The organism is Streptomyces sp. NPDC012466 (assembly GCF_042955215.1).
GTDB lineage: Bacteria > Actinomycetota > Actinomycetes > Streptomycetales > Streptomycetaceae > Streptomyces.
In genome coordinates, this window is record NZ_JBIBEQ010000001.1 from 823,417 (window position 1) to 836,201 (window position 12,785).

Genomic DNA, 12,785 nt, shown 5'->3' on the forward strand with positions numbered 1-12,785 from the left:
CAGGACTTCAGGAGCGGACCGCTCAGCTCAGGGCCGGCTCGTCGAACGTCAACGTGGCGGCCCCGGCGTCCAGTTCGGCCCGTACCCCGAAGGGCATCGTCAGCGCGCCCGGTCCGTGCCCGAACCCGAACTCCTCCACGACCGGTACGCCCAGCCCCCCGAGCCGGTCGGCCAGGACCGCGCGCAGCTCCTCGTACGGGCCGCACCCCTCCCAGGACCCGAGGGCGATCCCGGCGACGCCGTCGAGCCAGCCGCTGCGCAGGAGTTGGGTCAGATACCGGTCCAGGCGATAGGGGCTCTCGCCGACGTCCTCCATCAGCAGCAGCCCGCCCCGCGCCCCGGGAGAGGCGTGCGGGGTGCCGAGGTCGCTCGCGAGCAGGCTCAGGCAGCCACCCAGGGTGACGCCCCCCGCCCGGCCAGGGACCAGAGCGGCACCACCCGGGGGTGTGGCCGTGACGGTCCGCACCGACTCCGGCGCGAAGAGGGTGGCCCGCAGATGCTCCTGGGCCCGGGCGTTCTTGAGGAAGTCCACGCCGGCGGCCGCGGGTCCGTACAGGGTGACCAGGCCCAGGCGGGTGGCGAAGGCCTGGTGCAGGACGGTGATGTCGCTGAACCCGGCGAGCACCTTCGGACCGGCCGCCCGCATCGCCTCCCAGTCGAGCAGGTCGACCATGCGCTGCGCCCCGTATCCGCCCCGGGCGCACAGCACGGCCGCGACGCTCGGATCGCACCAGGCGTTCTGCAGGTCGGCGGCCCGCTGCGCGTCCGTACCGGCGAGATAGCCCAACTCCCTGTGACGGGCCGGCACATGGGGTGTCACCACCGGATCGAGGTCCCAGCCGCGCAGGATGTCGAGCCCGGCCTGCAGCCGCTCCTCGGGCACGGGCCCGCTCGGCGCGACGACGGCGACCCGGGCGCCGGGGGCGAGCCGGGGCGGTCGTACCAACGGGTTCACCTGGCGAGCTCCAGGGTCGGGATGCCGGGCGGAGCCAGGCGGAACACCTGGGCGTACAGGGAGAGTTCGGCCTCCAGGGCGCGCACCATGGTCTCCGCCTTCCGGAACCCGTGCCCCTCTCCCTCGAAGGCGAGATACGCGTGCGGCACCTGCCGGCCCGCCAGCCGGGCCAGGAACCGCTCGCACTGGACGGGTGGGCAGATCACGTCGTCCAGGCCCTGGAGCAGCAGGAACGGCACGGTGAGGTGGTCGGCGTGGGTGGCGGGCGAGCGCTCCGCGTACCGGGTGGGCACCTCGGCGAGCGGCCCGATCAGGCTCTCCAGGTACCGCGACTCGAAGTCGTGGGTCTCCCCCGTGCCCCAGCCGGCGAGGTCCAGGATCGGGTATTTGATCGTGCCGCAGGCGTAGACGTCGGTGGTGGTGAGCGAGGCGGCCGCGGTCCAGCCGCCCGCGCTGCCGCCCCGGACGGCGAGCCGGGCGCGGTCGGCGGTGCCCTCGTCGGCGAGGGCGAGGGCGACGGCGGCGCAGTCCTCGACGTCGACCACGCCCCACTGCTCGCGCAGCCGCTCGCGGTACGGGCGCCCGTATCCCGTGGAGCCGCCGTAGTCGACCTCGGCGACGCCGATGCCTCGCGAGGTGAAGTAGGCGATCTCCAGGTCGAGCACGAGCGGCGCGCGGCCGGTGGGCCCGCCGTGCGCCCAGACGACGTAGGGCGGCAGTTCGTCGCCGGGCGCGACGCAACCGGGATGGTGCGGCGGGTAGATGTGGGCGTGGATGTCGCGTCCGTCGGGGCCGGTGAAGGTGCGGATCTGCGGTTCGGGGTAGTACGCGGGATCCACGGCGTCGTCGTGCTCGGCGCCGACGACCCGGGCCCGGCCCGTGCGGGCGTCCAGCTCGACGACCTCGTAGGCGCTGCGCGGGCTGGCGCCGACGGCGACGACCCGTTCACCGTGTGCGGCGAGGGTGGGGGCGAACTCGGTCCAGGGCCCGGCCGCGTCGACGACCTCGCTCGTCTCGGGGTCCAGGATGCCGAGGGCGGTGGCGCCGCGGCCGTGCACGACGGCGATCAGGCCGCTCTCCAGCGGCGTGAACCATCTCGACCCCAGCTTCCACAGCGCCCCGCCGAACTCCTCCTCGCGCGGGCACAGCGGCTCGCCGTCCAGGTAGAGGTTCCACCAGCCGGTGCGGTCGCTCGCGTGCAGCAGGCGGCCGTCATGGGTCCAGTCGGCCTGGGCGATCGATTCACCGGGGCCGCCGGCCACGGCCCGGGCGTCGCGCAGGGTGCTGTCGGGGGTGACGTCGGCGAGGAGCAGTTCGGTGCCGTCCCAGGGCATGCGGGGATGGTCCCAGGCGAGCCAGACGGCCCGCCGCCCGTCGGGCGAGAGCTTCGGCCCGGTGACGAACCGGTGCCGGGCGTCGGTGAGTTCGCGTACGGCGTGCCGGTCCCGGGCCGCGGAGCCGTCCAGCGGGACGGCGGCCAGGACGCGGCGCACGTCGGTGGGCCCCTCGCCGATGAACTCCTCCAGCACGCACCACACTTCGCCCCGTTCGGGCAGCGGCAGCGGCTCGGCCCAGCGCAGGCCGCCGCCCACCGGGGAGACGGGTGTCAGCGGGCGCGGCTCGTCTCCCGGCTCCCAGCGGTACAGCCGCTGGTCGGCGAAGTTCACGAACAGCACCAGGGGCCCGGCGTCACCCGCGAGGGCGGCCCAGGGGTGCCCGCCGTACTCGATGACCCGGCTGCGCACGTTCCACGGCGCGGGCAGCAGGGACTCCTCCCGGCCGTCGGTGTGCCGCCGCACCAGGGTGCGCCGGCCGCCCTCGGCGGGGCGCGGCTCGGTCCACCACACCTCGTCGCCGACGAAGCCCACGTACTCCGGGTGCCCGTCGTGGGCGGCGGTCAGGGCCGCGTCGATGGGTGAGGGCCACGCCCCGTAGGCCAGCGTCCGCACCGTCTCCCCCACTCTCCTAGGCCGTCCGCAGGAACCGGTCGAGTACGCGGACACCGAAGTGCAGCGCCTCGACCGGTACCCGCTCGTCGACCCCGTGGAACATGGCCGCGTAGTCGTAGCCGTCCGGCAGTTTCAGCGGGGTGAAGCCATAGCCGGTGATGCCGAGGCGGGAGAACTGCTTGGCGTCGGTGCCGCCGGACATGCAGAACGGCACCACGTGACCCTCGGGCGCGAACTCCTCGACGGCGGCCCGCATGCCCGCGAAGGTCGCGGAGTCCACCGGCGACTCCAGGGCGACCTCCCGGTGGTGGAACTCCCAGTCCACGTCCGGCCCCGTGAGCCGGTCGAGGGTGCTGCGGAACTCCTCCTCGCCGCCGGGCATGTACCGGCCGTCCACGTGGGCCACGGCCACGCCGGGAATGACGTTGATCTTGTAACCGGCGTCCAGCATGGTCGGGTTGGCGCTGTTGCGGAGGGTCGGCTCGACGAGTTTCGCGGCCGGGCCGAGCTTCTCCAGCAGCGCGTCCACATCGGTGAGATCGGTCTCGATGCCGTAGAGCGCGGCGAGTTCGGTGAGCGCGGCGCGCACGGTCGGGGTGAGCCTGAGCGGCCACTCGTGCGCGCCGATCCGCGCGATCGCGCCCGCGAGGCGGGTCACGGCGTTGTCCCGGTTCACCTTGGAACCGTGCCCGGCGCGCCCGCGGGCGGTGAGCTTCAGCCAGGCGGTGCCGCGTTCCCCGGCCGCGATCGGGTAGATCTGCCGCCCGTCGCCGTCGTGGAAGGTGAAGGCGCCGGACTCGCTGACGCCTTCGGTGCAGCCCTCGAACAGCGCGGGGTGCTCGTCGGCGAGGAAGCCGGAGCCGTCCGCCGCGCTGGCCTCCTCGTCCGCGGTGAACGCGATGACGATGTCCCGGCGGGGCCGGACGCCCTGCCGGGCCCAGCCGCGCACGACGGCCAGGATCATCGCGTCCATGTTCTTCATGTCGACGGCACCGCGTCCCCAGACGACCCCGTCGCGGATCTCCCCGGAGAACGGGTGCACGCTCCAGTCGGCGGCCGCGGCGGGCACGACGTCGAGATGGCCGTGGAGCAGCAGGGCGCCGGCCGAGGGGTCGGTGCCCTCGATCCGGGCGACGACGTTGGTCCGCCCCTTGGTGCGCTCCAGCAGGGTCGGCTCGATGCCGGCCTCGGCGAGCCGTGCGGCGGCGTACTCGGCGGCGGGCCGCTCCCGGCAGTCGCCCCCGCCCCGGTTGGTGGTGTCGATCCGGATGAGGTCGGACGTGAACGTCACGACCTCGTCCAGCGCGGGTCCGTCGACCTGCTCAGCCATACTGCTCCTCCACCGCGGCCGAGACGATCGTGGTGACCGCCTTGAAGGCGCGGATGCCCTCGTACATGGTCTCGCTCGTGTACGCCACCTTCCGCTCCGCGATCCGGTCCACCCCGGGGACGACGGTGGCGGCCATCGCCAGGTGCTCCGCGTCGAACTCCACGGCCACGGTGAACGGGCCGCCGCGCACGGGCTCGTGACGCACCGCCAGCGCGGCCGCCTCCTTGGCCGCCGCCCGGATGTCGGCCGCCGTGCGGGCGGGTGTGCGGCACACCGCCGCGTAGCGCGACACGTGGTCCTTCACCGCGACCTTCAGCGCCTCGGGCGCGTACCCCAGCGCGTCCTCGCAGGCGACGTCGTCCCCGGTGACCAGCACGACCGGAACCCCGTACTCGGCGACGACGTGGGCGTTGAGCAGCCCCTCGCTCGCCCGGACGTCGTTCAGCCAGACGCCCGTGATGGAGTTGGCGAGGTAGGTGTGCGCGAGGACGCCCTCCATGCCGGCGCCCGCGTGGTAGCCGACGAACGCGATGCCGTCGACGTCGCCGTGCTGCACGCCCTCGACCATGGACAGCGCCTTGTGCCGGCCGGTGAGCAGCTGGGCGCGGTCGTCGAGCCGCTCCAGCAGCAGGTTGCGCATCGTGGAGTGCGCCTCGTTGATGATCACCTCGTCCGCGCCGCCGTCGTGGAAGCCCCGTACGGCGGCGTCGACGTCGGAGGTGAACAGCGAGCGGCAGCGCTCCCACTGCGACGCGCCCGGCATCACGTCGTCGGGCCAGGTGACGCCGGTGGCGCCCTCCATGTCGGCGCTGATGAGGATTCTCATGACGAGCCGTCCAGGGCGGAGATCTTCATGGTTCGTCACGTTACGCGCTGCGGGCGGAACCGGCTACGAGGTGGTCACCAACGGATCGGCAGGTCGGCGAGGAGGGCGGTGAGCCGGTCGGCGAGGAGGCGGTGGTCGCGGGCCGAGTAGTGCCAGTGGCAGCCGGCGTAGTCGAGGCCGGTGGTGTCGAGGGACCAGAAGCGGACCCGGCGATCGCCCGCGCCGGTGCGTTCCCGGACGACGTGCTCGACGTGACCGGCGAACGGACCCGTGCCCACGGCCAGGATGGTGGTCGCGGCCCCGTAGCGCTTCCGCAGCTTTTCGAGGAAGCCGCTGTAGGCGCTGCGGTAGGCGGCGGCGAGGCTCTCGTCCGTCCACGGCTCGCCCGGGTTGACGGGCGTGGAGAAGTCGTTGGTGCCCAGGTGGACCACGACGAGCTGCGGCCGCCAGGTGCCCGGGTTCTGCCAGACGTCGCCCGGCACGTTCAGCAGCGCGCGGTCGTAGAAGGTGCGGTAGTTCACCTCCGGCGAGCTTCCGTTGTAGTTGCGCACCATGCCCTGGCCCGAATAGGCGTTGATCTGGTAGTCGGCGCGCAGCCCCCGGGCGGTGAGGGCGCCGTAGCTCACGTCGGCGTCGGTGGTGCGCTTGAGCTGCTCGCCGTCGCAGTCGCGGGAGGTGGAGAGGTTGCCGTAGCCGGCCGTGAGGGAGTCGCCGATGAACTCGATCTGGCGGCCGCGCGCGGCCGGCCGGGCCAGGACCGCACCGCCGGGCGCGGCGACGAAGCCGCCGAAGGAGCTGGTGCTCCACGGGGTGTCGTTGCGCTTGACGAGCCGGACGGTGTGCACGCCGTCGCGCAGGCCCCTGACCCAGTGCGTCGTCCTGCCCGGCGTGACGAGGGTCGCGACGGTGGCGCCGTCGACCTGGACGTCGTAGTCGGCGGCCGGATCGTCGAGCACGACGCCCACGCCGGTACCCCGGACCCGGCCCTCGAAATAGACACCGGGCCAGCTGTACTGGAGCACGTCCCCGGCGGCCTTGACCCGCCCGGCGGTGTGCACGCTGTCCCGTACTCCTCGAGGCTCCGGCGCGGCGGCGGTCGTGACGGCGCTTGTGCCGATCAGCACCGTCGACACCGCTGACGCGGCCAGCATCCGTAACCAGGGCATCGGCATGACGGTCCTCCGCGGGGCGAGGCGGGTGCACGGACGGGGTTCGAGTGACCGTACACCGACAAAATCGGCGCCCGCCAGACCGCGTCACCGGGTCCGGGGCCCTGACCGCTCGGCTCAGGCCGTACGCCCCGCCACCAGCCAGGTGGACGGCAGCTCGATGCGTGTGCCGTCCGGGCGGTACTCGGTGCTCTTCAGCGGCAGTTGGCCGCTCGCCAGGACGGTGAGACCGGCCGAGCGCAGATACTCCGGCACGGCCTCGTCCGAGACCTCGCCGGGGGTGAGACCGTGCCGGAAGACCGGCGCGAGCTTGGGCGGCGGGCCGTCCGGGCCGCCCGCCAGGCCCGTCAGCACCTGCTTGGCGGCGCCCGAGAGCTCCACCAGGCAGGCGCGACCGCGGTCGCCGACCAGCGTGGCGATGCCGTCGATCAGCGACTGCCGGTCGTCCGGCTCGCACTGGTGCAGGACGCCCCGCATGTAGATGTTGGTGTCGCCGAGTTCCGCGTGCAGGGCCTGCGCCTCGTCCTTCTCCGCGGCGTCCAGCTGCCGGTAGGCGGCCTGGCCCGCCGGGTCGGCCCGCCGGGCGTGGTCGAGGGCCGCGGCGGACAGGTCGACGCCCAGGACGTGCGGGAAACGGTCGGCGAGGTAGCGGGTCTGGGTGCCGTTGCCGCAGCCGAGGTCCACCAGCGGCAGGGCGGGATCGGCCAGGTACGGTTCGAACAGGGCGAGATGGGGGCCCACGGTCAGGACGGGTTCCGCGTCCCAGAACACCGCCCCGGGTTCGGCGGGCGCCTCACGCCAGAACCCCTCCCAGGCCTCCCGGTACCGACTCGTCACGCTCATGGCCCACTCCCCAGGGTGCGAACGAATCCCGCCACACGGCGGGCGAGTACGGTGTATCGCGCCCCGGTCGCCGCCACAAGAACGCGGCACGTAACCTTCACGCCCCCTTCGGGGCGGTGCTGTTCAGCGGCGTGGCAGCGTCAGCTCGAACCAGACCGTCTTGCCGGTCCTGGTCCGGCTGGTCCCCCACTCGCGGGACAGGGTGCTGACGACGCGCAGTCCGCGTCCGGAGTCGTCGAGCGGCCCCGCGTCGATCAGCGTCGGCAGCTCGTGCTCGTCGTCGTCCACCTCGCACAGCAGGGTGTCGCCGCGGACCAGGCGCAGTTCGACCGGCCGGGCGTGGGAGTGCCGTACGGCGTTGGTGACGAGCTCACCGGCCAACAGCTCCGCCGAAGCGGCGAGTTTCGCCAGGCCCCACTCGTGCAGTTGCTCGCGGACCGCCGCGCGGGCGCGGGCCACCTCGGCCGGGTCGAGGGCGAGGCGCCATGCGGCCACGTCGTCCGGCTCGATGCCGTTGAGGCGGGCCATCAGCAGCGCCACGTCGTCCTTGCGGCCACCCAGCGTGTTGAGCGCCCGGATGATGGTGTCGCAGGCGTCGTCCATGGACGCGGCCGGGTGCGCGGCCGACTCGCAGAGCGTCGCGAGACCCACCCCGATGTCCTCGCCGCGCACCTCGACCAGCCCGTCGGTGCACATCACCAGCCGGTCCCCGGGCTCCACGCGCACGGTGACGGCCTCGAAGGGCACCCCGCCGACGCCGATGGGCGCGCCGGTGGGCAGGTCCAGCAGGTCGCTGCGGCCGCCGTCGGCCCGGACCAGGACGGGCGGGATGTGACCGGCGTTGGCGAGACGGAGTTCGCTCGCGATCGGGTCGTAGACGGCGTAGAGGCAGGTCGCGAGGTAGGTGTCGCCGAGGCGCTGGGCGAGGTCGTCGAGCTTGCGCAGCAGCTGGGCGGGCGGCAGGTCGAGCCCGGCCATGGTCTGTACCGCCGTGCGCAACTGGCCCATCTTCGCCGCGGAGTCGAGGCCGTGACCCATGACGTCGCCGACGACGAACGCCGTGCGCCCGCCGTGCAGTTTCACCGCGTCGAACCAGTCGCCGCCGACCCTGCCGAGCTGTGTGCCGGGCAGATAGCGGGTGGCGATGTCGCAGCCGGACAGACGGGGCGGGATGTGCGGCAGCATGCTGTCCTGGAGCGTCTCGGCGACGTTCTCCTGGAAGGTGTACATGCGCGCGTTGTCCAGCACGAGCCCCGCGCGGGCGGCGAGTTCGGCTCCGGTGACGCGGTCCATGTCGTTGAAGACGGGCCGCTCGGGGTGGCGCAGCAGGATCATGAATCCGAGGACGACGTTGCGTGCTTTCAGGGGTACGACGAGCATCGAACGGCCGGTGATGAGCGGCCGGATGTCGCGCTTCTCGAACTGCGCGGCGATGGCGTGTCCCATCTCCTCGCTGATGCGCGGCACGAGGACGGGCTCGCCGCTGGTCATGCACTGGAAGAACGGCGTGTGCGCCGGGAAGGGCATGGCCTCGCCGACGGGGACGACGTCGTCCCAGCGGCCGGGTTCGTCGGTGTGCTCGACGGCGACCCGGTGCCACAGGGTGGTCGTGTCGGGCACACCGTCGGCGAACTCCTCACCGGCGACGACCTGTTCCCGCAGATAGGTCCCGGCGACGTCCGTGAAGCGGGGGACGACGGCCCTGCTGACCTCGACGATCGTGCGGGACAGGTCGAGGGAGGTGCCGATGCGGCCGCTGACCTCGTTGAGGAACTCCAGACGCTCACGGACGGCGGCGTACTCGAGGTCCTCCCCCTCGTCCCGCAACTCCTCCGGCACGGGTTCGCCGGCGGCCAGGGCCCGCGCGGCCCGCTCGCGGCGCGCCTTGCGTTCGGCGCGCCGGGCCACGCCCCAGTCGGGCGTGACGGGCACCCGGTCGTTCTGGCTGAACTCCAGGATCGGGTAGCCGAGTTCGAGGATCTGGGCGACGATCCTGGCGCTCTCGCCGACGCTCATGCTGGGCAGGATCTCGGGGAGCCGGCGGGTGAGGTCCTCCGCCCCGGGGAAGTCGGTGTGCAGCGCGAAGCCGGGCGCGATCCGCTCGACCGCCCCGTCCTGCGTGCGCAGCCCTTCGGCGTCGGCGGCCAGCACGAGCAGCCGCTCGGGTCCTGGGCCCACCAGCGGGTAGGCCCACCACAGGACGTCGACCCGGTGGTCCCCGGGCGCGGTGAGCCGGGCGCGGCCGGCCGCCGGGTAGGACAGTCCGCCGTCGAGGGAGGATTCGAGGTCGGGGCCGAGGCCGTCGTCGGCGGCGTACGGGGTGGCGTCCCGCTCCTCGGGCAGGGCGCCGGAGACGGGCAGCAGGTCGAGGGCCGTGCGGCCGATCGCCTCGTCCTTGGGGACGCCGAACAGGCGCCGCGCGCCTCGGCTCCAGTGGGACACGAGACCGTCGCGGTCGACCACGACGACGGCCAGGGGAACGCGGCCGGGCTCGGCGGGTTCCGTCACCGTGCCCTGCCCAGCCCTGTCGGTGCCACGGTCCATGGCCCTGGCCCTCTCTCCCCACGGACGCAAGATCTGTGCCGGCGTCACCACCGTACGGCTCGGGCCGATGGCGATGTGAGGCAATACGCGAATTGCCCGCGCGGGGTGCGCACCGGCGTGCGACCCCGCGCGCCGCTGCCCGTTCAGTCCTCGTGGCCCAGTTGGAGATCCCGCTCGGTACGGCCTCCTCCGGCGACCTGGAGCACGGTGGCGACGGGCGGGTATCCGGCGGCGATGACGGTGTACTCGCCGGACGACAGGTCGACGAAGCGGAAGATGCCGTCGGCGCCGGTGGTGAGGGTGTCGACGACGTTGCCCGCCACGTCGAGCAGCGTCACGCGCGCGTCCTCCACGGGCCGGCCGCCGCCCGCCCGGACGGTGCCGCGCAGTACGGCGCCGCCGGCCAGTTCGATGTCCCGCCGGGTCTCGCGGGCGGCCTGGACGGTGACCGGGAGCGCGGCCGGGCGGAAGGCGGGCGCACTGGCGGCGAGGGTGTACTCACCGGCGACCAGATCGGTGATGACGTAGCCGCCCTCCCGGCCGCTGCGGGTGGTGGCCACGACCTCGCCGTGCACGTTGGTGAGCGTGACGCTGGCGTCCCGGACGGGCGTGCCGTCGGCGGTCACCACGGTGCCGATCAGGTTTCCGGCGCCGCCGAGGACGATGTCGAGTTCGACGGGACGTTCGCCGACGGTCACGGACACCGCCTGCGGCTGGTGGCCGCCTGCCGCGGCGATCAGCACGTACGAGCCGGGGCCCGGGGTGGCCAGCGCGTAGCGCCCGTCCTCACCGCTCGCGCCGCGTCCGGTCTGTTGCCCGGTGACGTCGATGAGCGTGATCGCCGCGCGGGGCACGACGGTCCCGTCGTGATGCTGCACCGAGCCGCACACGGGGACGCCGGCGGCGTACGCGGCCCTGGTCTGCGGGATCGGGGCGTTCCCCGGCGCCGTGTCCGGGTCGGTGACGGAGGCGTTGTGGGACACCAGGGGTTTCTCCTTGAGGAAGAGGGCGATGACCAGTCCGAGGACCAGCACCGGCACCAGGTAGAGGAAGATCCGCGGCATGGCGTCGGCGTACGCCCGGATGTAGCCGTCGCGCAGCGCCGGGGGCAGTGCGTGCACGAGCTGCGGGGTGATGGACTCGGGGTCCGGGAGGCCGGTGCCCGCGCGCGCGGGGAGGCGGTGGGCGAGGGCGTCGGCGAGCCGGTCGGCGAAGAGGGTGCCGAAGACGGCGGCTCCGACACTGCCGCCGATCTGCCGGAAGTAGTTGTTGGTGCTGGTGGCGGTGCCGAGGTCGGCGGGGCGCACGGAGTTCTGCACGGCGAGGATCAGGACCGGCATCACCATGCCGATGCCGGCGCCGAGGACGGCCATCCAGATGCTGTAGTGCAGCCGGGGCGTGCCGACCTCCAGGCGCGACAGCAGCCACATGCCGACGGCGGAGAGGGCGCCGCCGAGGATCGGGTAGGCCTTGTAGCGGCCGGTGTGGCTGATGAGCTGTCCGGCGATGATCGAGGCGCCGACGATGCCGGCCATCATCGGCAGCATGAGCAGGCCCGACTCGGTGGCGGAGGCCCCGTCGACCATCTGCAGGTAGGTCGGCAGGTAGCTGGCGGCGCCGAAGAGGCCCACCCCGGTCACCAGGCCGACCAGGCCGGTGACGTTGAAGACGGAGTCCCTGAAGAGCCGCAGCGGCATGAGGGGTTCGGCGGCGAAGTGCTCGGTGACGAGGAAGAGGGCGGTGGCCGCCGCCGCGCCGGCCGCGAGGCCGAGGATCATCCGCGAGTCCCAGGCGTGTTCGGTGCCGCCCCAACTGGTCAGCAGGACCAGGCAGGTGGAGGCGGCGGTCAGCAGCAGCGCGCCGAGGACGTCCAGCCGGGCCCTGGCGGCCGGCTTGGGGAGCTTCAGGGCGATCGTGACGACGGCGAGGGTGACCAGGCCGAAGGGGACGTTGATGTAGAAGCACCAGCGCCAGGAGAGGTGGTCCGTGAAGTAGCCGCCGAGCAGTGGTCCGGCCACGGAGGCGAGGCCGAAGGTGGCGCCGATCAGCCCCATGTAGCGGCCGCGCCGGCGGGGCGGCACGATGTCGGCGATGATCGCCTGGACGCCGATCATGAGGCCGCCCGCGCCGACGCCCTGCAACGCGCGGAAGGCGATCAGCTGATCCATGGACTGCGCCCGGCCCGCGAGCGCGGAACCGGCGACGAAGACGACGATCGCGAACTGGAAGACGCCCTTGCGGCCCAGCAGATCGCCGAGCTTGCCGTAGATCGGCAGCCCGACGGTGGCGGTGAGCAGGTAGGCGGTGATCGCCCAGGACATCCGGTCCAGGCCGTGCAGCTCACCGACGATTTCGGGAGCGCGGTGGCGACGATCATCTGCTCCAGGGCGGCCAGGAGCAGGGCCGGCATGAGGGCGAAGAAGACCAGCCGCACCCGGCGCGGGCTCGGTCCGGTGTCCGGATCCGGCGGTGGTGCGGGGGTGTCGGGGGGCGCCACCGCCGGTTCGTCCTGCGCCAGAGTGATCCCGCCCACTCACCGCTCCCCTCGTCGCGCTGCCGCACAATTCCCGCGTAAAAGCGACAACTACGAGCAAGCGCGACGAGTTACGGCACAGGAGCGAGCCGCACGGAGATCACTCGAACCGGTGAGGGGGCGCAACACCCCCTGAGAGTCTGCGTTTTGAGGCGGACTACTTCTCGACCTCGGCGGCGAGCCGGGTGAGCATCGCGTCGTAGATCCGGCCGAGGCCCTTGGGCGCGAAGGTCTTCTCGAAGAAGCCGCCGATGCCGCCGGCGCCGGTCCAGGTGGTGGTCACGACGACCCGGGACTTGCCCTCGCCGGCCGGGGTGACCCGCCAGGTGGTGACCATGGAGGAGTTGCGGTCCTTCTCGACCAGCTCGCCGTCGGTGGGCTCGCTGACCTCCAGGAGGCAGTCGCGCACCCGCTTGCTGGTGGCCTGGAGCTTCCAGTGGACGAGGGTGCCCTCGCCGTCGCCGCCCTCCCGGACCTCGTACTCGCTGAACTGCTCGGGCAGGAGCTTCGCGCGCGTGCCGCTGTAGTCGGCGAGGGCGTCGAACACCGTCTCCGCGTCCGCCGCGACGATCCGCTCCGTAGTGGCCTCGACCTGCGCCATCGCTTTCCTCCAGGACCTGGTTGCTCGGGGGTCGG

General features: G+C 73.0%; 8 protein-coding genes and 1 pseudogene. All 9 read right to left on the reverse strand.

The features are described 5' to 3' along the window. Positions 1-22: 22 nt before the first annotated feature. A complete protein-coding gene (locus tag ACFY9E_RS03730; protein ID WP_390979005.1) occupies positions 23-955 on the reverse strand; it encodes an LD-carboxypeptidase in 933 nt (310 codons plus the stop codon). After that, on the reverse strand, positions 952-2,916 hold the full coding sequence (locus ACFY9E_RS03735) for a prolyl oligopeptidase family serine peptidase (protein WP_390979007.1): 1,965 nt from the start codon (positions 2,914-2,916) through the stop codon (positions 952-954). The genes ACFY9E_RS03730 and ACFY9E_RS03735 overlap by 4 nt, the downstream gene beginning before the upstream one ends. 4 nt (positions 2,917-2,920) lie before the next feature. Then, on the reverse strand, positions 2,921-4,234 hold the full coding sequence (locus ACFY9E_RS03740; protein WP_390979009.1) for a M20/M25/M40 family metallo-hydrolase: 1,314 nt from the start codon (positions 4,232-4,234) through the stop codon (positions 2,921-2,923). Continuing rightward, entirely contained in the window at positions 4,227-5,060 is an 834-nt protein-coding gene (locus tag ACFY9E_RS03745) for a M55 family metallopeptidase (RefSeq protein WP_390979010.1), read from the reverse strand. Before ACFY9E_RS03745 ends, ACFY9E_RS03740 begins: the two co-directional genes overlap by 8 nt. Positions 5,061-5,134: 74 nt before the next feature. After that, positions 5,135-6,226, reverse strand: a complete 1,092-nt coding sequence (locus ACFY9E_RS03750; RefSeq protein ID WP_390979012.1) for a GDSL-type esterase/lipase family protein — start codon at positions 6,224-6,226, stop codon at positions 5,135-5,137. Positions 6,227-6,346: 120 nt separating this feature from the next. Next, a complete protein-coding gene (locus ACFY9E_RS03755) occupies positions 6,347-7,072 on the reverse strand; it encodes a methyltransferase (RefSeq protein WP_390979014.1) in 726 nt (241 codons plus the stop codon). 123 nt (positions 7,073-7,195) lie between these two features. Continuing rightward, entirely contained in the window at positions 7,196-9,616 is a 2,421-nt protein-coding gene (locus ACFY9E_RS03760; protein WP_390979016.1) for a SpoIIE family protein phosphatase, read from the reverse strand. Positions 9,617-9,759: 143 nt separating this feature from the next. Then, positions 9,760-12,149 (reverse strand): annotated as a pseudogene (locus ACFY9E_RS03765) (MFS transporter). A 157-nt stretch (positions 12,150-12,306) separates the two neighbouring features. Then, positions 12,307-12,750, reverse strand: a complete 444-nt coding sequence (locus ACFY9E_RS03770; protein WP_184907765.1) for an SRPBCC family protein — start codon at positions 12,748-12,750, stop codon at positions 12,307-12,309. Between the last annotated feature and the right edge of the window lie 35 nt (positions 12,751-12,785).

Coding starts and splice junctions, on each gene's coding strand:
- ACFY9E_RS03740 (WP_390979009.1), bottom strand. CDS start 4,234: ATGGCTGAGCAGGTCGACGGACCCGCGCTGGACGAGGTCGTGACGTTC.
- ACFY9E_RS03745 (WP_390979010.1), bottom strand. CDS start 5,060: ATGAGAATCCTCATCAGCGCCGACATGGAGGGCGCCACCGGCGTCACC.
- ACFY9E_RS03750 (WP_390979012.1), bottom strand. CDS start 6,226: ATGCCCTGGTTACGGATGCTGGCCGCGTCAGCGGTGTCGACGGTGCTG.
- ACFY9E_RS03755 (WP_390979014.1), bottom strand. CDS start 7,072: ATGAGCGTGACGAGTCGGTACCGGGAGGCCTGGGAGGGGTTCTGGCGT.
- ACFY9E_RS03760 (WP_390979016.1), bottom strand. CDS start 9,616: ATGGACCGTGGCACCGACAGGGCTGGGCAGGGCACGGTGACGGAACCC.
- ACFY9E_RS03770 (WP_184907765.1), bottom strand. CDS start 12,750: ATGGCGCAGGTCGAGGCCACTACGGAGCGGATCGTCGCGGCGGACGCG.